At 71.3% G+C, this 21,363-nt stretch carries 24 protein-coding genes; 15 read left to right on the top strand and 9 right to left on the bottom strand.

Annotated elements, in window-relative coordinates; all coding sequences use genetic code 11:
- Positions 1-909 (top strand): LysR family transcriptional regulator, encoded by a 909-nt coding sequence (locus NVV32_RS01285; RefSeq protein ID WP_422391098.1) that lies wholly within the window; start codon positions 1-3, stop codon positions 907-909.
- A gap of 21 nt (positions 910-930) precedes the next feature.
- Here the strand turns inward: NVV32_RS01285 and NVV32_RS01280 are convergent, their stop codons facing one another.
- From NVV32_RS01280 to NVV32_RS01260, 5 genes are all read right to left on the bottom strand, one after another.
- On the bottom strand, positions 931-2,664 hold the full coding sequence (locus NVV32_RS01280; protein WP_422391097.1) for a cation:proton antiporter: 1,734 nt from the start codon (positions 2,662-2,664) through the stop codon (positions 931-933).
- 99 nt (positions 2,665-2,763) lie between these two features.
- Complete coding sequence (locus NVV32_RS01275) at positions 2,764-3,576, bottom strand: spermidine synthase (RefSeq protein WP_055765550.1); 813 nt, start codon at positions 3,574-3,576, stop codon at positions 2,764-2,766.
- 84 nt (positions 3,577-3,660) lie between these two features.
- Positions 3,661-4,221, bottom strand: coding sequence for a GNAT family N-acetyltransferase (locus NVV32_RS01270; RefSeq protein ID WP_235498591.1), 561 nt, complete (start codon positions 4,219-4,221; stop codon positions 3,661-3,663).
- Positions 4,222-4,273: 52 nt separating this feature from the next.
- Positions 4,274-4,615 (bottom strand): thiamine-binding protein, encoded by a 342-nt coding sequence (locus NVV32_RS01265; protein ID WP_422391096.1) that lies wholly within the window; start codon positions 4,613-4,615, stop codon positions 4,274-4,276.
- 33 nt (positions 4,616-4,648) lie between these two features.
- On the bottom strand, positions 4,649-5,923 hold the full coding sequence (locus NVV32_RS01260; RefSeq protein WP_422391095.1) for an Nramp family divalent metal transporter: 1,275 nt from the start codon (positions 5,921-5,923) through the stop codon (positions 4,649-4,651).
- Positions 5,924-6,107: 184 nt separating this feature from the next.
- Here NVV32_RS01260 and NVV32_RS01255 point away from each other — a divergent pair, with 184 nt between their 5' ends.
- The 7 genes from NVV32_RS01255 (at position 6,108) to NVV32_RS01225 (ending at position 13,581) form a co-directional block, all read left to right on the top strand.
- Positions 6,108-7,028 (top strand): AEC family transporter, encoded by a 921-nt coding sequence (locus NVV32_RS01255; protein WP_422391094.1) that lies wholly within the window; start codon positions 6,108-6,110, stop codon positions 7,026-7,028.
- 163 nt (positions 7,029-7,191) lie between these two features.
- A complete protein-coding gene (locus NVV32_RS01250; RefSeq protein ID WP_055765558.1) occupies positions 7,192-7,548 on the top strand; it encodes a hypothetical protein in 357 nt (118 codons plus the stop codon).
- A gap of 271 nt (positions 7,549-7,819) precedes the next feature.
- Positions 7,820-9,043, top strand: coding sequence for an MFS transporter (locus NVV32_RS01245; protein WP_055765561.1), 1,224 nt, complete (start codon positions 7,820-7,822; stop codon positions 9,041-9,043).
- A 329-nt stretch (positions 9,044-9,372) separates the two neighbouring features.
- The gene (locus NVV32_RS01240; RefSeq protein ID WP_422391093.1) at positions 9,373-10,998 is read left to right on the top strand and encodes a BCCT family transporter; all 1,626 of its coding nucleotides are present in this window, start codon (positions 9,373-9,375) and stop codon (positions 10,996-10,998) included.
- 70 nt (positions 10,999-11,068) lie between these two features.
- Positions 11,069-12,112: an alcohol dehydrogenase catalytic domain-containing protein gene (locus NVV32_RS01235; protein WP_422391092.1), complete on the top strand. Its 1,044-nt coding sequence runs from the start codon at positions 11,069-11,071 to the stop codon at positions 12,110-12,112.
- A 46-nt stretch (positions 12,113-12,158) separates the two neighbouring features.
- Positions 12,159-12,542 carry a DUF1801 domain-containing protein gene (locus NVV32_RS01230; protein WP_055765571.1) on the top strand — a complete coding sequence of 128 codons (384 nt, stop codon included), beginning with the start codon at positions 12,159-12,161 and terminating at the stop codon, positions 12,540-12,542.
- 10 nt (positions 12,543-12,552) lie between these two features.
- On the top strand, positions 12,553-13,581 hold the full coding sequence (locus NVV32_RS01225) for an acyl-CoA thioesterase (RefSeq protein ID WP_235498593.1): 1,029 nt from the start codon (positions 12,553-12,555) through the stop codon (positions 13,579-13,581).
- Between the two features lie 13 nt (positions 13,582-13,594).
- Here the strand turns inward: NVV32_RS01225 and NVV32_RS01220 are convergent, their stop codons facing one another.
- Genes NVV32_RS01220 through NVV32_RS01210 form a run of 3 tightly spaced genes read right to left on the bottom strand, consistent with a single transcriptional unit; the run spans position 13,595 to position 15,987 of the window.
- Entirely contained in the window at positions 13,595-13,903 is a 309-nt protein-coding gene (locus NVV32_RS01220) for an MmcQ/YjbR family DNA-binding protein (protein WP_422391091.1), read from the bottom strand.
- 47 nt (positions 13,904-13,950) lie between these two features.
- Positions 13,951-15,204: an amidohydrolase gene (locus tag NVV32_RS01215; protein WP_422391090.1), complete on the bottom strand. Its 1,254-nt coding sequence runs from the start codon at positions 15,202-15,204 to the stop codon at positions 13,951-13,953.
- A gap of 33 nt (positions 15,205-15,237) precedes the next feature.
- Positions 15,238-15,987: an SDR family oxidoreductase gene (locus tag NVV32_RS01210; protein WP_422391089.1), complete on the bottom strand. Its 750-nt coding sequence runs from the start codon at positions 15,985-15,987 to the stop codon at positions 15,238-15,240.
- A gap of 131 nt (positions 15,988-16,118) precedes the next feature.
- Here NVV32_RS01210 and NVV32_RS01205 point away from each other — a divergent pair, with 131 nt between their 5' ends.
- The 6 genes from NVV32_RS01205 to NVV32_RS01180 all read left to right on the top strand — a co-directional run bounded on the left by NVV32_RS01205 (position 16,119) and on the right by NVV32_RS01180 (position 20,424).
- The gene (locus NVV32_RS01205) at positions 16,119-16,955 is read left to right on the top strand and encodes a helix-turn-helix transcriptional regulator (RefSeq protein ID WP_422391088.1); all 837 of its coding nucleotides are present in this window, start codon (positions 16,119-16,121) and stop codon (positions 16,953-16,955) included.
- A 267-nt stretch (positions 16,956-17,222) separates the two neighbouring features.
- Positions 17,223-18,077 (top strand): SDR family oxidoreductase, encoded by an 855-nt coding sequence (locus NVV32_RS01200; protein ID WP_055765586.1) that lies wholly within the window; start codon positions 17,223-17,225, stop codon positions 18,075-18,077.
- Positions 18,078-18,155: 78 nt separating this feature from the next.
- A complete protein-coding gene (gene soxR / locus NVV32_RS01195) occupies positions 18,156-18,596 on the top strand; it encodes a redox-sensitive transcriptional activator SoxR (protein WP_422391087.1) in 441 nt (146 codons plus the stop codon).
- Positions 18,597-18,643: 47 nt separating this feature from the next.
- The gene (locus NVV32_RS01190; protein WP_055765592.1) at positions 18,644-19,168 is read left to right on the top strand and encodes a flavin reductase family protein; all 525 of its coding nucleotides are present in this window, start codon (positions 18,644-18,646) and stop codon (positions 19,166-19,168) included.
- Between the two features lie 40 nt (positions 19,169-19,208).
- Entirely contained in the window at positions 19,209-19,838 is a 630-nt protein-coding gene (locus NVV32_RS01185; RefSeq protein ID WP_422391086.1) for a superoxide dismutase, read from the top strand.
- A 142-nt stretch (positions 19,839-19,980) separates the two neighbouring features.
- Positions 19,981-20,424, top strand: a complete 444-nt coding sequence (locus tag NVV32_RS01180; protein ID WP_422391085.1) for a GtrA family protein — start codon at positions 19,981-19,983, stop codon at positions 20,422-20,424.
- Between the two features lie 147 nt (positions 20,425-20,571).
- Here NVV32_RS01180 and NVV32_RS01175 read toward each other — a convergent pair whose 3' ends face one another.
- Entirely contained in the window at positions 20,572-21,108 is a 537-nt protein-coding gene (locus NVV32_RS01175) for a hypothetical protein (protein WP_422391084.1), read from the bottom strand.
- Between NVV32_RS01175 and NVV32_RS01170 the strand changes: the two genes are divergently transcribed.
- On the top strand, positions 21,107-21,355 hold the full coding sequence (locus tag NVV32_RS01170; protein ID WP_422391083.1) for a hypothetical protein: 249 nt from the start codon (positions 21,107-21,109) through the stop codon (positions 21,353-21,355). The genes NVV32_RS01175 and NVV32_RS01170 overlap by 2 nt on opposite strands.
- The last annotated feature ends 8 nt before the right edge of the window (positions 21,356-21,363 follow it).

Below are 21,363 nucleotides of genomic sequence, written 5' to 3'. Positions count from 1 at the left end.
ATGGTCGCCCCGAACGCACAGGATCTCCTCGTCCTGAGGGCCGTCGCGCAGACGGGACGCTTCACCACGGCGGCGGAGACGCTCGGCCTGAACCACACCACGGTCTCCCGGCGCATCGCCGCGCTCGAGAAGGCGCTCGGCGGCCACGTCCTCTCCCGTGGTGCGGGGGGATGGGAACTCACGGATCTCGGCCGACGTGCCGCCGACGCGGCCGAGACCGTCGCCGCCGCTGTCGACCTGCTGGGAGACGACGACCTCGGGGCACTCTCCGGCGTCGTCCGGATGAGTGCCACCGACGGCTTCAGCGCGTTCATCGCGGCACCGGCCTTCGCCCGGCTGCGGAACGGCAATCCGCGGCTGAGGATCGAGATCGTCGCGGCGACCCGGCGGGCCTCCCAGACCCGCACCGGGCTCGACTTCGAAGTGGTGGTCGGTGAGCCGCAGGTCCACCGCGCCGAGGCGACGCGGCTCGGCACCTACGTGCTGGGGCTGTACGCCTCCCGGCGCTATCTCGCGGAGCACGGCACGCCGTCGGACCTCGCGGGCGTGGTGGCTCACCCCCTCGTCTACTTCATCGACTCGATGCTGCAGGTGGACAGTCTCGACGCGCCGCGGCGCCTCCTGCCCGCCATGCGGGATGCCCTGAGCTCCACGAACGTCTTCGTGCACGTCGAGGCGACGCGGGCCGGTGCGGGCCTCGGACTCCTGCCCTGCTTCATGGCGGACCGCCACCCGGATCTCGTCCGGATCCTCCCGGAGCTCGTCGCCGAGCGGCTGGACTACTGGCTCGTCGTGCGGCCCGACGCCCTGCGGCAGCCCGCCGTCGCCGCCGTCGTCGAGGCCCTCCGGGAGGCGACACGCGCGCTCGAACCGGATCTCCTCGGCCGGCGGGACCGCTCCGCCCGGTAGCTGAGGCGGCCTGCCGCACCGTCAGTGCGCCGCACCGCCGTGGGGCCGCAGCCGCGTCTCCTCGACGTCGAGGATCCGCTGCGCCCTCGCGAGGGCGCGGGACGAGTAGGTCCCGCTCGCACGGGCGGCCAGCAGTGCCGCCCGCTCAGCCTCGAGGACGGCGAGCCGGAGGTCGCGGTACTGCCGGTGCGGTGAACGCACGAGCTTCTGCTCCGGCAGGCGTGCCTTCTCCCACTCGAATTCCGACCGCATGCCGGTGTCCGCCCGGACGCGGTCCAGGACGTCCTGGTCCACCATGACGCCCTCGCCGATGATCGATCCCGGATCGGCGAGGACCCGCAGCCCCTCGGTCCGCAGTTCGTCGAAGAGGGTGGCCGACTCCTCGCGGTCCGATCCGACGTCGACCCCCTCGATGCGCAGCACCCGGATGAGCCAGGGCAGCGTGCTGCCCTGCACCAGGAGCGTGGTGACCGCCACGGTGAAGGCGATGAGGACCAGCTGCTCGCGGTACGCGAACGACGACGGCAGCGACTGCGCCGCGGCGAGGGTCACGACGCCCCGCATCCCGGACCAGCCGAGCACCGTGGCGCCCTTCCACCCGAAGCCCTCACGCCGCTCCAGCTCGAGGTCGGCCTGCCTCCGTGCGTACATCCGGGTCAGCGCCCGCTTGCGCCGTTCCTGCCGGGCGTCGAGCGCGGGCAGGCGCTTCAGCCGGTTCAGCCCGCGGCGCAGCTGCAGCGAGCGGCGGGCGGCCCGGCTCGGCAGCCACCGCATGAGCAGGACCAGGGGGAACACCCACAGGAAGCGCAGTGCGATCAGTGCGAGGGTCGCGAGGAGGCCGATCGTGACGGTCTGGCCGACGGTCAGTAACGACTCGTCGATGTTCTGCAGGAGGCTGCGGACCTCGAGGCCGATCAGCAGGAAGACGCCGTTCTCGAGGAGGAACTGCACCGTCCGCCAGTTGACGTTGTCGCTGATGCGGGCGCGGGCGTCGAGGTGGCTCGCGCTCCGGTGCCCGGTGTAGATCCCGGCCACGACGACCGCCAGCACGCCCGAGGCGCCCAGCTCCTCGGCCGGGATGAACGCGATGAACGGCACGGCGAAGGAGATCGCCGTGTCCAGCACCGGGTCGTCGAGCTTCGACCGCACGAACACCGTGACCACGCCCACCGCGTAGCCGACCACCACCGCGACGACGACGGCGAAGGCGAAGTCCGCAGCCGCCGCGCCGAACCCGGCGAGCGCCCCGGCCGAGGCCGCGATGGCACTGCGGAGCAGTACGAGGGCCGTCGCGTCGTTCACCAGGCCCTCCCCCTCGAGGACCGTGAGCAGGCGGGGCGGAAGGCCGAGCCGGCGTCCGATCGAGGTGGCGGCGACGGCGTCGGGCGGACTGATGACCGCGCCCAGGGCGATCGCCGCGGCGAGTCCGAGACCCGGCAGCAGCAGGTGCAGCACGAATCCCACGGCGAACGCGGAGACGACCACGAGTGCCACCGACAGGCTCGCGATGGGCGTGAAGTTGCGGCGGAAGTCCATCACCGGGGTCTTGATCGCGGCCGCGTACAGCAGGGGCGGCAGGATCCCGGTGAGGATCCACTCGTCCGGGATCCTGAAGGACGGCACACCGGGGACGAACGAGAGTCCGATGCCGACGACGACCAGCAGCAGCGGGGCGGCGACACGCACGCGCTGCGAGAGCACGGCGACGGCCACGAGGACGGCGATTCCGATGATGCCCAGCAAGCCCAGTTCCACCGTGCAAGCCTAGTGGGGCGCGAGCCCCGCCGTCCGCTCCGGTCACGCCCGGGTGAGCACGCGGCGTCCCACCCGGCGGTGCCGTGGAGCGCGCCGCGGTCAGTCCGCGATGACCTGCGCCCCGGCGGCGAAGGTGCGAACCCGTTCGTCCTGCCAGAGCTGCGCCGGAACACCGCCGCCCAGCAGCTCGCGCGCCAGTCCCGGAGCGGCCCCGAGCGGGGCGTCGCTGCCCGCGATGATCACGTTGCCGTAGCGCCGCCCCTTGAGCATCGCGGGGTCGGCGATGATCGCGGTGTGGCCGAACTCGCCCCCGATGGTCGCCGCCTCACGCCGGGCCATGGCGAGGTTCGGGCTGTCGCCGCAGTTGACCACGTAGACGCCGCCCGGCCCGAGCACGCGTTTGACGGCGCGCGTGAACTCCTGCGTGGTCAGGGGCGCGGGCGTCACGGCGCCGGCGAAGACGTCACGGATCACGAGATCCCGGCTGCCCTCGCTCAGCGACTCCGTCACCGCCCGGGCCTCGCCGACGCGCAGGCGCATGAGCGGCGCGCGTGGGAGGTCGAACCATGCACGGACCAGTTCCGCCAGGCGGCCGTCGAGTTCGACGACGACCTGCCGCGCCTGCGGGTGCGACGCGGCGAAGCGCCGCGCGAGCGAGCAGGCCCCGCCGCCGAGGTGCAGTGCACGGAGCCGCTCCGTCGCAGGGAAGCGTGCGTCGACGAGGGAGGCGATCCAGCGCATGTACTCGAAGTCGAGCCGCAGCGGGTCGTCGAGGTCGATGTGCGAGCTGGGTACGCCGTTGATGCGCAGCACCCATCCGTTGGTGCTGTAGGGGTCGGGTTCGAGTTCGCAGGTGCCCGTGTCGATCGGGAACTCGCCGATCTGCGGCTGCGGGCCGGAGGGCTTCGCCATCAGGCGCGGTCCGGACGCCCGGCGACGGACGCGAGGGCGCCGTCGGACACGGTCGGACGCTCGGAGGAGGGCATGGTTCCCATGCTAGCCGCGGGCCGGACCCGCTTCAGCGGCCTGGTCGGGGCGGTGCATGCGGAACATCGGCCGATGGTGCCAGGTGGGCCCGCAGAGCATCGACGTGCCGTCCGGCCCGAATCCGTTCCGCACATAGAAGCGCTCGGCGCGCGGGTTGTCGTTCAGGATCCACAGGTAGGCGGCACGTCCGCCGATGGCCGTGTCCAGCAGGCGCTGCCCGAGGCCGGTGCCGTGCGTGGAGCGCAGCGTGTAGATGTGGTGCAGCTCGAAGTCGGGTCGGTCGTCGTCGCGCCCCGGACCGGACGTCGCGATGCCGACCGGCTCGCCCTCGTCGTCGAATGCCAGCCAGCTGCGCGCGCCGCCGGGCGTCCGTCCGGCCTCCGCGAAGGCCGCACTGCGGCGCTCGATGAGGGCGGGCAGCTCGGCGTCGTAGTACTCGTGGTATTCGCGCGGCATGATGTGCTCGTACGTCTCGTGCAGGCCGGCGACATGGGTGCGTGCGTAGGCCTCGGCGTCGTCGACCGTCGCGGGCCGGATGACGTAGGGCAACGTGAGCGGGGGGTGGGTCACGGGACCAGTTTAGTGGCCTGGGGCTACCGAGTGGCGCCCGGATCCGGCCGGATCAGGAATGGCCCTCGAACTGCTCCTGCTCGGCGAGCGCGGCCTCGAGGCGGTCGAGCTTGCCGGTGAGCTCACCCGTCCGTCCCGGCCTGATGTCGGCCTTCAGCACGAGCGACACGCGGCTGCCGTACCGGCCCACCGCCTCGGTGGCGTGCTTCACGACCGCCATCACCTCGTCCCATTCACCCTCGATGGTGGTGAACATCGAGTCGGTGTGGTTCGGCAGCCCTGACTCGCGGACCACGGCGACCGCCGCGGCGACGGCGTCGTGCACCGACCCTTCGGGATTCTCGCGGGAGAGGTCGGAGGAACCGGACGGGGCGACGCTGAAGGCTATGAGCATGGACCCCAGTCTGGCACGCACCGGGCCCGCCGGTCAGGCCCCGGTGACCGCCTTAACGAGCTCGTTCACGCCGAGCACCAGGAAGACGACGGTCGTGATGACCAGGAAAACGTTCGAGAGCCAGCGGTTCCGCCACTCCTTCGCCAGCCGCGTGCTGTTCAGCAGGACCAGGAGGGTGATGGCCAGGAACGGCATGAAGAGCGAGCCGAGAACGCCGTAGAGCAGGATCAGGAAGAACGGTCGGCCGAGCAGGAGGAGCAGCATCGGCGGGATGGTCAGCCAGAGCATGTAGGCACGGGCGGGGACGCTGTGCGAGCCGGGGGCGTCGTCGTCCGAGAGGTCGTCCGCCTTCTTGCGGAAGTTCGCCCAGAAGTCCGCGAACATGAGGCTCACACCGTGCCAGACCCCGAGGAGCGAGGAGAACGACGACGCCCAGAAGCCGACGAGGAAGACCTTCGCCCACACCACGCCGTACCGGTCCTCGAGGACGACGCCCATGTCCAGGAGCCCGCGATCGCCGCTCTGCAGCGAGATGTTCGCGCTGTAGAGGAGCTCGGCGCCGAGGATGAGCATGCAGACCACGAAGATGCCGGTCATGGTGTAGGCCACGGTGTTGTCCACCCGCATGACCTTCATCCACTTGGGCTTGTTCCAGCCCTTCTCCCGCAGCCAGTAGCCGTACGCCGCCAGGGTGATGGTGCCGCCCACACCGCCGGCGAGGCCGAGCACGTAGAACACCGACCCGCCGGGCAGGGTGGGGACGAGGCCGCCCAGCATGGCGGGGATGTTCGGCAGTGCGAGGACCGCGGATCCGACGACGGAGATGAACATGATGCCGACCATCACGGTCATGATCTTCTCGAACAGGCCGTACCGCCCGAACCAGACGAGGGCCAGTCCGATCAGTCCCGAGGCGACCGCGAAGACGTTGAGCGGTATCGCGGGGAACAGGGCCTGCAGCGGGAGCGCCGTCGAACTCATCGCCGTCGCGCCGTACACGAAGCCCCAGATGATGATGTAGGGGCCGAAGTACCAGCTGGTCCACGCACCGAGGGTGCGCCAGCCCTGGAAGATGGTCTTGCCGGTCGCGAGGTACCAGCGACCCACACCCTCCACGAGGACGATCTTCAGGACACAGCCGATCACCGCCGCCCACAGGAGCACGTAGCCGTAGCGGCTACCGGCGATCAGGGTGGCCACGAGGTCGCCGGCGCCGACACCGGTGGCAGCCGCCAGCAGGCCCGGCCCGACGAGCCGCCACTTCGGTTTCTCGAGTCCGTCGACGTCCGTGCGTGCGGTATCGGCCACAGCCTGCTCCTTTGAAGTCGTGATTCCTGCTGCGAGCCTAGCAAGGGGCCTGATCATCCCTGCCCCGCCGCCCGGACCCGCGTCAGCGTGTCAGACCGGTGTGGGCCCCGCGGACCCGACACCCCGGCCCGCGTGTCCACCCGAAAGGTTCGGGGGGGAGGGATTGCCACGGGACGGAGGACGCATGCTGGGACTGCTGGGCGGGTTCGCCGTCGTCGGAGCCGTGATCCTCGTCGGCTACATCGCAGGTCGGCTCGTGATCGGCGGACCGCAGGCGGGGTTCGCGCTCAACCAGGTGGCGTTCTTCGTGACCAACCCGGCCCTCCTGTTCACCGTCCTCGCCGACGCCGATCTCGCGGCGGTGTTCTCCGAGTACGTGCCGATCGCCCTCATCTCGTCCGTGGCCATCGCCGGGCTCTACGTCCTTGTCAGCCGGTTCCTGTTCCGCCGCCCGGCCGCGGAGACGGCGATCGGCGCGATGGCCAGCTCCTACGTCAACGCCAACAACATCGGGATCCCCATCACGGTCTACGCACTCGGCGACGCGACGCTGATCGCCCCCGTGCTGCTCGTCCAGCTCCTGGTCCTCGCGCCGCTCTATCTGACGATCCTCGACCTGACCTCCAGCCGGAAGCCCTCCGTCCGAGCCATCCTCACGCAGCCGTTCCGGAATCCGATGATCATCGCGTCGCTGCTCGGCGTCGCCGTCGCGGCAACGGGGGTGCGGCCCCCGGGGCCCGCCTGGGATTCGATCGCGCTCATCGGCGGAGCCGCGGTGCCGATGGTCCTGATCTCCTTCGGCATGTCACTACCCGACAGCAGGCCGCTGAAACCCAGCCCCGACCGGCTGCAGGTCCTCATCGCGACGCTGTTCAAGACGGCGCTCATGCCCGTGGCCGCCTACCTCGTCGCGCACCATGTCTTCGGGCTGACGGGCGATCGCCTGCTCGGTGCCGTCGTCGTCTCGGCGCTCCCGACCGCACAGAACGTGTTCATGTTCGCCAGCCGCTACGCGCGCGGGATCCCGCTGTCACGCGACACCGTGCTGCTCTCCTCGATCCTCGCCATCCCCGCACTGATCGGTGTCGCCGCCCTGCTCGCCTGAGCGAGCACCCCGAGCGTGCCACCCGGAGGAGCTCAGGGACGGCACATTCCAGCCCTCGTGCGTCGACTCGCCGGTGCTCAGCAGACTGCTTGCTCCGGTACCCGGACGGGGTCTAGCCTTCACCCGATCACCGCGCGAGGCGCGGACGGCAGATGGAGCGGACATGAAGAGCAGGATCTCCCCCGACGAGCCCTTCCCGGCGAGACTCGAGCGTCTCCGGGACGAGGACGTCGAGGTCCTCAACAGCAAGGTGCACCGGGAGATCGAGCACGAGTTCTCGACCGACGGTGAGGTCGACGCCGAGACGGCCGCCCGGAAGGACGAGCTCGCCGACGAACTCGACGAGCGCGATGCGGGCCCCCGCCTCAGCCTCGTGCCGCCGCGGGAGGACGACGACGCGGAGCGCGGCTCCACCTCCGCCGGGCACGACAGCGCAACCCAGGCAGGCGACCCGGGTGCATCCGCGGGCCTCTCGGCACGCGCACGCGGCGGGTCGTGGGCGGACGCGCAACGCGGCTGACGCACGGGGGCTGCCGCGGTCCGCAACCCGCCGGACCGTGACGCGGACGACCACGGCGAGGGTGACGCGCGTGGCGACCCGGACGGCGGGCGACGGCAGGCGACGGCGACGGCGGGCGACGGCGACACGAAGGACGATGCGGAATGTCACGGGGGCGAGCGGTGTTAGCGCAGGGGTCGGGGCCTCGCTAGCCTTGACCGCAGCACGCCCTCCGGAATCCAACGGCGCACCCGGGGCGCTTTCCCCGACCGGAACCCATGATTGGTGCCCCTTGTCCGTCTCCTCACCGCCCGTGAACGGCACCGCGCCGTTCCCGTACCTGGGGCTCCTGTCCCTCGCCGGCGCCATCTTCGTCTCCGTGACCAGTGAGTTCCTCCCCACGGGCCTGCTGCCCGCGATGGCGCGCGATCTCGATGTCGGCATCTCGACCGCCGGGTACCTCGTGACGATCTTCGCAGGGACCGTCGTCGTGGCCACGACGCCCCTCGCCGCGATCACGCAGCGCTTCTCCCGCAAGTCGCTGATCGTCGTCGTCCTCTCGGTGATCGCCGTCGCCAACGTGCTCGCGGCCATCGCCCCCACCTACGCCGTGCTGGTCGCTGCGCGGATCCTCGGCGGGCTCGCGCACGGGCTGTTCTGGGCCGTGGTCGCCGCGTACTCCGCGCACCTGGTCCCGGCACACCAGCTCGGCAAGGCCGTGGCGATCACGGCCGGCGGCGGTACGGCGGCCTTCGTCCTCGGTGTCCCCGTGGGCACGGCGATCGGCAACGCGTTCGGCTGGCGCACCGCGTTCACCATCATCGGGGTGGTCGTGGCGCTCCTGGCGCTCGTGATCGTGAAGTTCCTGCCGCCCGTGAACCACCACGTGGAGCGGAAGGCGGGCGAGGAACGCGTTCCCCTGACCCGGGATCCGAGCTTCAGGGGCGTCCTCCTGCTCTGCACGGTCATCCTCATCCTCCTGACCGGTCAGAACACCTTCTACACGTACATCGCCCCCTGGCTGACCGACGTCTCGTCCTTCGAACCGGGATCGATCGCCCTCGTCCTGTTCCTCTACGGCGGCGCCGGGATCATCGGCCTGTTCGGTGCCGGCTACGCCGCCGACCGGTTCCCGCGGAAGGCGTTCATCGGCGTCGTCCTCGTGGTCATGGCGGCCGTCCTCACCCTGGCCCTCGCCACCACGAACACCGTCGTGGTGCTGATCGCGGTCATCGTCTGGGGCGCAGCCTTCGGTGGCATCCCGGCCATGCTCCAGACGCGCATGCTGCGCACGGCGTCCTTCCGCACCCGCGACCTCTCGGCCGCCCTGCAGACGACGGCGTTCAACATCGGCATCGGCGGTGGTGCGCTGCTCGGCGGGCTCCTCCTCGACGGGGTGGGGCTCGGGATCCTCCCGTTCGTGATGATCGTCCTCGTGGCCGCGGGGCTCGGGCTGAGCCTCACCACCGACGTCCGCGGGGACCGCAGGGAGCGCCACCGACTCCGCGAGGACTGAGCTCGTCCGCCGGGATCTTCCCCTGCGATCCGGTGCCTCAGGTGGGTGCTTGGTCACAATCCAGCGGTCGATCCGGGCCACGCGCGTCGGTCCCGCCGCGGTATCGCAGCGGGGGCCGTCCGCCCCGTGCGCAGCCGGGCTCGGCGTCGCGGTCGGAGGGACGGATCGCCGCAGCCGCGCGGATGCAGGGGTGTTGTCCGCCGTACACCCCGCCCGGCGACAGCGCGCAGCGAAGCGGTCGGAGCGTGCCACGAGGGCGCCACCCCAGGGGGCGTGCGGACACCGCCGGCCCCTGACCGGACCGGCGCGCCGCGCGTACCCTGAGGCGTATGTCTAATTCCACCGAGCCCATTCAAGGATCACCGCCCAGCGAGGACACGCCGTTCGAGGCGCCTCCAGGAGAGGCTCCCGCGAAGGCCCCGCTGGACAGGCCCGTCCTCTTCGTCTCCCTCTCGATCGTCATCCTGCTCATGCTCGTGGCGGTCGTCTTCCCGGCCGGATTCTCGGCGATCACCACGTCCGTGCTCAACGGACTCGTCGCGAACTTCGGCTGGGCGTTCGTCCTCACGGCCACGGGTTTCGTGGTGTTCGCCCTGTTCCTCGCCTTCAGCAAGTACGGGCGGATCCCGCTCGGCCAGGACGGTGAGAAGCCCGAGTACAGCAGGGCCTCCTGGATCGCCATGATGTTCAGCGCCGGCATGGGGATCGGCCTGATGTTCTACGGCGTCACCGAGCCGATCTCCCACTACCTCACCCCGCCCGTCGACGGCATCACGCCCGGCACGCCCGAGGCCGCGCGCCAGGCGATGAACTACACCCTGTTCCACTGGGCCATCCACCCCTGGGCCATCTACGCGGTGGTCGGCCTGGCCCTCGCCTACTCGGCCTTCCGCAAGGGCCGCGGCGCGGGCTTCAGCGGCGCCTTCACCGCTCTCTTCCGCGGCCGTCCGACCCCCCGGGGCCTGCGGGCCATCGACGTCTTCGCCATCTTCGCCACCCTGTTCGGTTCCGCGACGTCCCTCGGGCTCGGCGTGCTGCAGATCAACGGTGGACTCACGGAGGTGTTCGGCGTGGGCAGCAGCCTGCCCCTGCAGATCACCCTGATCGCCGTGCTCACCGTCTGCTTCATCATCTCCGCCGTGAGCGGTGTCAGCCGCGGCATCAAGTGGCTGTCCAACGGCAACATGATCCTGGCCCTGGCCCTGCTGTTCTTCCTCTTCGTGGTCGGGCCGACGGTCTTCATCCTGGAGCTCATCCCGGCCTCCGCGGGCAACTACCTCATCGGCCTGCCGCAGATGGCGTCCCGGACGGGCGCCTTTGGGGGCCACGAGTGGCTCGCCGCGTGGACCATCTTCTACTGGGCCTGGTGGGTCTCCTGGACCCCCTTCGTGGGCTCCTTCCTCGCGAAGATCTCGCGGGGCCGCACCATCCGCGAGTTCATCATCGGCGTCGTCGCCGTCCCCAGCGTCATCAGCGTCATCTGGTTCGGCGTCTGGGGCGGCTCGGCCCTCAATCTGCAGGACAACGGCGTGGACATCGCGGCGGCCAACGCGGAGAGCCAGGAGTCCGCGATGTTCGCCCTCCTCGCCGAGTACCCGCTGGCATCCGTGACCTCGATCCTCGTCGTCATCCTCGTGGCCGTGTTCTTCATCTCCGGGGCCGATGCGTCATCGATCGTCCTCGGTTCGCTGTCCTCCTTCGGCGCGGCCGTGCCGAGGAAGTGGCTGACCATCCTCTGGGGCGCGCTGACCGGTGGCGTGGCCGCCGTCCTGCTGTCGGTCGGGAGTCTGGAAGCCCTGCAGACGCTCACCATCATCGCGGCCGCACCGTTCCTCCTGGTGATGATCGGCCTGTGCGTGGCGCTGATGATGGACCTGGCGAAGGATCCGATGATCACGGGAGCACGCAGGACCGGCGCCCGCGTCGGACGCAAGGCTGTTCGTCCCGAAAGCTGATGCGGTCCTGACCGCCACCTCCCGGGTGGCCGGCTCTCCGGGCGGAGCGCCCGCGGGGCAGAATGGTGCAATGCGCGCTGTCTGCTTCGACGGGTTCTCCGCCCGCCCTGTCCTCCGGGACGTCCCCGAGCCCACGGCCTCCCCTGCGGGCGTCGTCGTCCGGGTGGAGGCGACCGGTCTGTGCCGCAGCGACGTGCACGGCTGGCTGGGGCACGACGACGGCATCACGCTCCCGCACGTGCCCGGCCACGAGCTCGTGGGAACCATCGAGGCGGTGGGGGACGAGGTCCGGCGCTTCGCCGTCGGCGACCGCGTGACCACGCCCTTCGTCTGCGCGTGCGGAACCTGCCCCGAGTGCCTCTCCGGCAACGGCCAGGTGTGCCGGAACCAGACGCAGCCCGGCTTCACGCACTGGGGCTCGTTCGCGGACCTCGTGGCACTGCACCACGCGGACACCAACCTGATCCCGGTCCCGGCGACCCTCGACGCCGGTGCCGCCGCGCTGCTCGGCTGCCGCTTCGCGACCTCGTACCGCGGCCTCGTCCACCAGGCGCGGCTCGCCGCCGGGGAGACCCTCGTGGTGGTCGGCTGCGGCGGAGTGGGGCTGAGCGCAGTGATGATCGGCGCAGCGCTCGGTGCGCGGGTCCTCGCCGTGGACATCGACGGCGACGCTCTGGCGCGTGCCGCCCGGTGCGGCGCCGAGACCACCGTCGATTCCTCGGGCCGGTCCCGCGAGGAGGTGCCGGCAGCGCTCCGGGACGCCGCTCCGGACGGTGTGGATGTCTCCGTCGACGCCCTCGGCCGGGAGGAGACCGCTGCGGTCGGCATCCTTTCGCTCCGGCCGCGCGGCCGGCACGTGCAGATCGGGCTCTTCCCCGCCGACCCGGTCCTGCCCCTGGGCGCGGTGATCGGCAGGGAGCTCTCGATCCTCGGCAGCCACGGCATGCCCGCGCAGGACTACCCCGGGCTCATGGCGCTGGTCGCGGAGGGACGGCTGCGCCCGCAGGACCTCATCGAACGCCGCATCACCCTCGCTGACGTTCCGGACGCCCTCGTCGCCATGGCGGGCGATCGCTCGGCGGGCGGGGTGACCGTCATCGACGTCGGCCGCTGACGGCGACGGCCTACCGCTCGATCACGTCCCGTGGTGATACTGGTGAATGAACGAACCCTCGCCCGCCGTCGACACGCTCCTCGAACGGTCGGACCACCCGCTCCGGACCACGATCATGTTCCTGCGGACCTCGATCCTCGCCCTGCCCCTGCCGCTCGGCGAGCACGTGAAGTGGAACGCCCCCAGCTACACCCACGAGGGCGAGGACCGCGTCACGTTCAACCTCCGTCCGGTGGACCGGGTGCAGCTCGTCCTGCATCGGGGTGCGGCGGTGCGCGACGACGTCGGCACATTCGTCTTCGCCGACCCGTCGGGCCTGTTGGCCCCGATCACCGCCGACCGCGGGACCGTGGGTTTCACCGACCTCGACGACGCCCGCGCCAAGCAGGAGCGGTTCGATGCCCTGCTGCTCGCCTGGCTGCAGGCGTGAAGGCTGGATCATGGACACCATGAGCACCCCGCCGAACGCCGTCACCCTCCGCTTCCTCGCCTCTCCCACGGACCTCGGGCACAGCGGCTCCGTGGACGCCGGGACCGTCCTCGAGTGGGTGGACAAGGCGGCGTACGCGGCGGCCGTCGGGTGGGCCAAGACCTACTGCGTCACGGCGTACGTGGGCAACATCCACTTCGCCGATCCCGTGGTGGTCGGCGACCTCGTGGAGGTCGAGGCGACGATCGTGCACACCGGCACGTCCTCCATGCACATCCGCACGGTCGTGTCCTCCGGCCCGGTCTCCGGAGAGGGCGGCGGCAGGCGCAGCGAGTGCCTCGTCGTCTTCGTGGCGGTCGGTCCGGACGGCGCGCCCGTCCCCGTGCCGGCCTTCGAGCCCCGCACGGCGGCGGAGCGGAGGGAGAGCGAGCACGCGGAGGCGCGGATCGGCGTCCGCAGGGAGATCGTCGAGGAGATGCGGCGGCAGGAGTACACGGCGGCGGGCACCGCCGAGCGGACGGTCCTGCGGTTCCTGGCCGCGCCCACCGACGTCAACTGGGGCGGCAAGGTGCACGGCGGCACGGTGATGGACTGGATCGACGAGGCGGCCTACGTGTGCTCCGCCCGGCACTGCGGGCTGGACACGGTGGCCGTGTTCTCGGGCGGCGTCCGGTTCCTGAAGCCACTGCACATCGGCGATGTCGTCGAGGTGGAGGCGCGCCTCGTCTACACGGGGAACAAGGGCATGCACGTCGCCGTGCACGTGCGCTCCGGCAGCCCGCGCTCCCGCGAGATGGACCTGACCACCACGTGCCTGACTGTCATGGTGGCGCGCGACGCCGAGGGTTCCGCAGTACCGGTGCCGCCCTGGGTGCCGCGCTCGGAGGAGGACCGCCGGCTGCACCAGCACGCCCTGGACCTCCTCCACATCCGCAGCCGTGCGCCGGGCAGCGTGCTGCCCACCCACCTGCGCGCGCATCCGTCCGGCGTGGCGGAGGGCCTCGGGGACGGCGTCGGGCTCGCGGCACCGCTGCCGTAGCGGGAGCCCGGCGTCAGGGTGTCCTGGTCCCGGCGATCCGGTAGGACTCCTCGATCAGTTCGGTCAGCTCGCCGCCGCCGATGCGGCCGAGGCGCACCAGGACGAGCGAGGGATACCGCTCGTGGTGCGGGTGGACGAAGAACGCACCGGGCTGCCCGGCGAGCAACGCGTCCCGCTCACCGGTCTTGACGGTCAGCACGGTGTCGTCCCACATGCGGGCGAACAGCGTGCGCGCGAACCAGGCGGGCCTGCTCCAGCTCAGCCGCTCGGTGGCGCCCGGCAGTGCGAGGCACGCGGACCGGACGTCGTGTTCGCTGACCATGGACCCACCATGGCACCGGACGTGCCACCGGTCCAGGGAATGTCGCGTCAGCCGCGGAAGAGGCGCTCCAGGAGGTCCACGGCGATCGCCAGGGCGTCCTCGTCGAGGTCGAACCGCCGGTGGTGGTGGGGCGCGGGGTTGGCGGCCCCGACGAAGACGTACGTGCCCAGTCCGCCCGCACGCTGGACGTCGTCGATGAGCAGGTGGGCATCGTCGCTCCCTCCTCCCGAGGCGCCGGCCGGCGTGAAGGTGGTGATCGCCGGAACCCCCTCCGCGGCGCGTCCCACGTCCTCCACCAGGACGGCGTCGGGCTGGGACACCGCGGCGCGGCCGTAGGCCTTCGTGCCCGCCTCGACCCCGTACATCCGCGCGGCACCCTGCACGGCGGCCTCGGCACGGCGGTTCAGCTCCTCCAGCACGGTATTCGACGTGGACCGTGTCTCGTAGGTGATGGTGGCGAGGGCAGGGATGATGTTCGCGCTCCCGGCCGCGTGGAAGGTCCCGACATTGACGCGTGTGTCCGCCTCGGCGAACCGGGTGAGCCCGAGGATCGCGAGGGTGGCCTGCGCGGCTGCCGCGAGTGCGTGCCTGCCCTTCTCGGGAGCTGCGGCGGCGTGAGCGGCCTCGCCCTCGAAGCGGGCGGTCCACTTGGTGGTGGCCATCGCGTCGGTGACCCCGCCGAGCACGGTGCCGGTGGGCAGGTCACCGCCGAGGTGCACGGCGAGCATACGGTCCACACCGCGGGTCACCCCGGCGTCGATCATGGGCTGCGCCCCCCGCACCCCCTCCTCGGCGGGCTGGAACATGATGCGTACTCGGCCTGGGAAATCGCCGTCGCGGAGGCGGTCGGCGAGGGCGAGGCCGATCGCGGCGTGCCCGTCGTGCCCGCAGGCGTGCATGTACGGCGTCGTGGACCGGAACCCGCCCGCCACCGGCGCATGGTCCGCCGCCGTCTCCTCGTCCACGGGCAGGGCGTCGATGTCCACCCGGAGGCCCCAGGTGGGACCGGGGCGGTTGCCCTCGAGCTCGGCGATGACCGCGGTGCCGTGCTGCCGGAGCCAGGCGACGTCGTCGGCCTGCGCCCCGGCTTCCACGGCGCGTCGCGCCCACTCCTCCTGCTCCGCCTCGGTGGGCGGCAGCGCGATGCTCCCCAGGGCGATGGCGTCCGTGCCCGTCGTGGTGCGGACACCCATCGCGCGGAGCTCACCGAGGATGACGGACGCCGTCCGGTACTCGAGGAAGCCCGGCTCGGCGTGGGCGTGGAACTGGCGGCGGAGGGCGATGATCGCATCGGGCTGCATCCTCCGACCCTATGCACTGCGGCGCGGCCCGGGCTACCCGGGCAGCATGCTCTGGTGGTCGAGCACGGCGTCGTACTGCCCCGTGGCCTCCGCGAACCGCAGGTACTTCACGCGCTCGACGAGGATCTGCCGGGCCTCCGGTCCGGCTGCCAGCAGCGCCATGGTCTCGTCGAGGAACTCCTCCAGCGGCATGCCGTGCTCATTGTCCTGGTTACCCATGAGCGTGGTGCGCACGAGCGGCGGGGCCAGCTCGATGACCTGGACGGCGGTGTCCCCGAGGTGCACGCGCAGGCTGTCGGTCCAGGAGTGCAGCGCCGCCTTCGTGGCGCTGTAGGTCGGTGCGACCGGCAGGGGCACGTAGGCGAGGCCCGAGGTGACCGTGATGATCGCCGCATCCTCCCGGCTCTCGAGGTGCTGCACGAAGGCGCTGACCAGGCGGAGGGGGCCGAGCAGGTTCGTGGTCACGGTCCGCTCGGCGGTGGCGAGCGACGACGGGTCCCGGAGGTCCTCGGGCTCCATGATCCCGGCCATCGCGACGACGACGTCCAGGTCCGGGTGGGAGACGAGCAGGGCATCCCGCAGCGAGGAGATCGAGTCCGGATCCGCGATGTCCAGGACGGCGGTGTCGATCCCGGGATGGTCCGTGGCGATCCGCTGCAGGATCTCCTCGCGGCGGCCTGCCACGATCACGCGGTTGCCTGCGGCATGCAGGCGGAGGGCGAGCCCCCGTCCGATGCCCGAGGTTCCGCCGGCCATGAGGATGGTCTTTCCGGTGAGCTGCATGATGGTCCTTCCGAGGGGCTGAGTGCTGATGCCTCGACAGTGCCCCGTTCCGCCGACGGGCGGGAGAGGAGGGCTCATCCACGGATCGGTGGTCCCTGTCTCCACCCCCGGCGGGGGGCCATGATGGAGCCATGAAGCGCGATGACCTGGCCGAGTTCCTCCGCAAGCGCCGTGAGTCCCTCCAGCCCGGCGACGTCGGGCTGGCGCCGGGAGTGCGACGCCGGACGGCCGGCCTGCGCCGCGAGGAAGTGGCCGTGCTGTGCGGCATGTCGACCGACTACTACACGCGCCTGGAGCAGCGCCGCGGCCCGCAGCCCTCGGACCAGATGCTGCTGGCGATCACGCGTGGCCTCCGGCTGAGCCTCGACGAACGCGACCACCTCTTCCTCCTCGCCGGTCAGCGTCCGCCCGCGCGCTCGCAGCCCTCCGAGCATGTGGGCCCGGCCCTCATGCGGGTGTTCGACCGGCTCGAGGACACTCCCGCCCTGGTGCTCTCGGAGCTCGCGGAGACCCTCGTGCAGAACAGGCTCGCGGTGGCACTGCTCGGGGACGACCTCCGCCACCGGGGGCTCGCCCGCAGCTCCTACTACCGGTGGTTCACCGATCCCGCGGAACGCCGGTTCTACCCCGGGCGGGACCACGCGCACCAGTCGCGCGTGCGGGCCGCGGCCCTGCGGGCAGCCCTGGGAACGGGTACCTCCACCCGTGGCAGGCGGATCGTCGACGCCCTGCTGGCGGAGAGCGAGGAGTTCGCCGAGGTGTGGAGCGGATACGAGATCCGCAGCCGGTTCGACGACCACAAGACCCTCGTGCACCCCGAGCTCGGCGAGATCGAGGTGGACTGCCAGGTGCTCTTCACGGAGAACCAGGCGCAGTCGCTCCTGGTCCTCACCGCGCCGCCGGGCTCGGAGGGCTTCGAGAAGCTGCAGCTCCTCAGCATCCTCGCCGCCCGCCAGCCGATCTCCTGAGGTCGGGCGACCGGGCCGTTACCTCGACGGTGAGCCCTTGCGCGGCGCAGGGCCGGCGCCTCCTGCTCCACCGGTCGTCCTCGGCCGCGGGTCGGTCCTTGATGCTGCCCTTCGCTCGTCGGCCCGGGCCGCTCCGGCGCGTGCCCCTCCAGCAGTCCGTGCGGCTCGCCGTGCACCACCCTCGGAGCCGCACGGGAAGCCTTTCGGCCTGATCCCGGTTACCGCCAGTAGACGCGCCAGCCTGGCGCCCGATCGGGAGGACTTGCCATGACCATCGTCATCACCGGAGCCACGGGGCACCTGGGCCGCCAGGTCGTCGAGCAGCTGCTGGCCCGGGGCGTGGATCCGTCCACCGTCGTCGCCGGGGGCCGCAACGAGGAAGCCCTCGCCGCACTGGCGGCGCACGGTGTCCGGACCGCTCGCATCGACTACGCGGATCCCGCCACCCTGGACGACGCCTTCGCCGGCGCAGAGAAGGTGCTGCTGATCTCCGGCAGCGAGGTGGGCAAGCGGTCGGTGCAGCACAAGGCCGTGATCGACGCCGCCCGGAAGGTGGACGCATCCCTCGTGTACACGAGCGCGCCGAAGGCCTCGACGTCGGCCCTCGTCCTCGCACCCGAGCACAAGGCCACCGAGGGCCTGCTCGAGGGGTCCGGCCTCACCTACACCGTGCTGCGCAACAACTGGTACACGGAGAACTACGACGACACGATCCGCCAGGCCGCTTCCACCGGCAGCATCCTGACGAGCGCGGGGCACGGCAGGGTGGCCAGCGCGACGCGCCGCGACTACGCGGAGGCGGCCGCCGTCGTCCTGCTGTCCGACGAGTACGCGGGCGAGATCCTCGAGCTCGGCGGCGACGAGCCGTGGTCCGTCGACGAGCTCGCATCGGTGGTCGCCGACGTGCGGGGGGACGACGTCGCGGTGGAACAGGTCTCCACCGACCAGCACGTCGCCGCGCTCCAGGGCTTCGGGCTCGACGAGGGGACGGCGGGCTTCGTCGCCGCGATCGACGCGAACATCGCCGACGGCCTCCTGGCCGAGAGCGACGGGACGCTGTCCCGCATCATCGGCCGACCCACCACGCCCCTCAGGCAGTACGTCGCGGAGTTGCTCGGGTAGCCGGCAGGCCGCCGCGGGCCGGCCGCCGCTACGCTGGCACGACGCATCCACGCATCACGGAGACCGGAGGGGAGACACGTGCCGAACGACCAGGACCTCTCGGTGGGGCAGCTCGCGTCCCGCAGCGGCATGACGGTGTCCGCCCTGCACTTCTACGAGCGCCAGGGCCTGATCCGGAGCCACCGCACGTCGGGCAACCAGCGTCGCTTCGACCGGTCCGTCCTGCGCCGCGTCGCCGTCATCCGGGCGGCGCAGCGCGCGGGCATCCCCCTCGCGTCCGTCGGCACGGCCTTCGCCGAACTGCCGACGGACGGGGTCCCGGACCAGGAGGACTGGCAGCGGTTGTCGGCGGCCTGGCGGCAGGAGATCGAGCAGCGGATCGCCCAGCTGGAGCACCTGCGGGACCGTCTGGGTGGATGCATCGGCTGCGGTTGCCTCTCGCTCGCGACGTGCGGTTTCGTCAACCCGGACGACGACGCCGGGCGCCGCGGTGTGCCGTCGACCCTCCTCGATCCGTGATCCCCCGATTTGACCTCAACCTTTGTCGAGGTTCTAGCGTGGAGGGTATGACAGCCTCGACGGACCACGCGGTCCCCACCGCCGATCTCTTCAAGGACGCCTTCCGCGCCCATCCGGCGGGTATCGCGGTCATCACGGCGCAGGGGCCGGAGGGTCCGGTGGGACTGACGGCGTCGTCCGTCTCGTCCGTGTCGGCCGAGCCGCCGGTCCTCGCGTTCTCCGTCTCGACGGCATCGCCGTCCGCCGCCGCCCTGGTCCACGCCGGGACGATGGTGGTGCACCTGCTCGGAGCCGGCCAGCTCGGTCTGGCCCAGCTCTTCTCGACGCGCGGTGCGGACCGCTTCGGCCCGGCCACGGTCTGGCGCACCCTGCCGACGGGAGAGCCGCTCCTTAATGACGCGCCCTGGGCACTGCGCTGCCGGATCCTGCACCGCCTGCCCGTGGGCGGTTCGATGATCCTCGCCGCGGAAGTGCTGGGGATCGAACAGGCAGCGGACGACGGCGGGAGCGCACCGCTCGTCTACCACAACCGTTCCTACCACCGGCTGGGCGACCAGTCGCTGCTGGACTGAACGACCGAACGACGACCACCCCACCACCGAGGAGGACTACGTGAGCGACTACGTACTGCCGGATCTTGACTACGACTACGCGGCCCTGGAGCCGCACATCTCGGGCCGGATCATGGAGCTGCATCATTCCAAGCACCAGGCCACCTATGTGAAGGGCGCCAATGATGCCCTGGCCCAGTTGGCCGAGGCCCGTGAGAAGGGCGAGTTCGGGACGATCCCGAAGCTCTCCAAGGATCTGGCGTTCCATGTGGGTGGTGTGATCAACCACAGCATCTTCTGGAAGAACATGTCGCCCGAGGGCGGGGACAAGCCCGAGGGTGAGCTCGCCGCGGCGCTGGATGACGCGTTCGGGTCCTTCGACGCGTTCCGGGCGCACTTCACCGCCGCTGCGACGTCGCTGCAGGGGTCGGGGTGGGCGGTGCTGGCGTATGAGCCGCTGGGGAAGAACATCGTGATCGAGCAGCTCTACGACCAGCAGGGCAACGTGCCCGTAGGCACCGTCCCGCTGCTGATGCTGGACATGTGGGAGCACGCGTTCTACCTGGATTACGTGAACGCGAAGCCCGAGTACGTGAAGGCGTGGTGGAACCTGGTGAACTGGGCCGATGTCCAGGCCCGTTTCCAGGCCGCGAGGACCGGGGCGTCGAGCCTGATCACCCCCGGCCACTAGCCATCCGACCGCGCACCATCCGGCGCGCTTCGACCTCCGGAAGGGCCACCCGTCAGGGGTGGCCCTTCCGCCGCGTCGACCCCCATTAGTTGCTTAGGCAGCCTAAGTGTAAGATGGATCGTCGGCACCGGAGGGAGGACATGTGCGAGCAGCACTGTGGCGACTCGGCTCCTTCACCCTCGTCGGTACGGTGGCCTTCGTCGTCGACATCTCGGTGTTCAACATCCTCGCGTCCGGGCTCGGCATCGGGCCCATCTCGTCGAAGATCGTCTCCGTGGTCCTCGCCACCGGCGTCTCCTGGGTCGGCAGCCACTACCTGACCTTCCGGATGTTCGCCGGGCGGCCGAAGCGCGAGGAAGCACTGCTGTTCGGACTCACCAACCTCATCGGGCTCGGCATCGCGGCTGCCTGCCTCGTCGTATCCCACTACGTCCTGGGTCTCACGAGTCCGCTCGCCGACAACATCTCCGCGAACGTGATCGGGGTCCTGCTCGGCAACGTGTTCCGCTACGGGGCCTACCGCTTCTTCGTCTTCCGCCCGGCGACCCTCCCGGCCTCGCCACAGCCCTCCGTGACCGGTCCGTAGGCAGGTCCGGCGCCGAAGCACCATCGGCGATGGGCGGCGCACTCCTCTGGGAAGCTCCGCCCGTCCCGCGTACGATTGACCCAGATCCTCAGCATGCTTCTGAAGCTGCTGTCCGCCCGCGTCCCGAAGAGTTCCCATGCGCGTCCGTCACGCCATCACCTCCCTGACCCTCAGCTGCGGCCTCCTGATCGCCCTCCCGGGGGTCGCCGTCGCACAGACCGTATCGCCGGCACCCGCCTCCCCGAACCGGACCGATGCGTCGGCGCGGCACCAGGGACCGGTGTTGCTACCCCCAGCCAACGCGACGCTGCCGCCGGTTCCGGTGCCCGCCGTCGAACCCGGGCCTCCGACGGCCCCCGGCGAGACGCCGATCGTGCCTCCGGATCCCGGCCAGCCGGCACCGCCGGACACCGGCCCCACCGACCCGGCAGCGCCCGCTCCCCCGACTTCCGACCCAGCCGTGGTTCCCGCCCCGGAGCCCTCGGCGCCGGCGGCGGATCCCGCACCGACCGCCGACCCTGCGAGCAGTCCGCCCGCACCGGCCGGGACCCCGCCCGATGAGAGCGCGAGTCCGGCCCCCACTCCCTCGGAGGATGCCGCGACGGCGCCCGCGACGGATTCCGCCGAGGGAGCCGCCGGGGCCGGAGGGCCTGTGAGGAACGTCGGCAATGACACCGGAGGCATGGGCGCTCCCGCGTCCGGAGCCCGAACCGCACGCACCACGTCGGCCGCCCCGGCTACCTCGGCCGCATCGGCCGAGACGACGCCCGAGGACCAGCCGGCCGGTGATGCCGTGGTCGAGGCCGCCACCCCCTTGGGCTCGGATCCCGCCCGCTACATCGCTGCAGGCGTCCTCAGTATCGTCGCCGTCGCCCTGGCCCTGGCGATCGCCGTCGTCGCCCAGCCTCGCCGCCCGCGCCGCACGCACTAGGCCACGCA

It is taken from the genome of Arthrobacter sp. N1 (genome assembly GCF_048288285.1).
In the GTDB taxonomy this organism is placed as follows: domain Bacteria; phylum Actinomycetota; class Actinomycetes; order Actinomycetales; family Micrococcaceae; genus Arthrobacter_D.
This window is presented reverse-complemented; position numbering and strand designations above follow the sequence as displayed.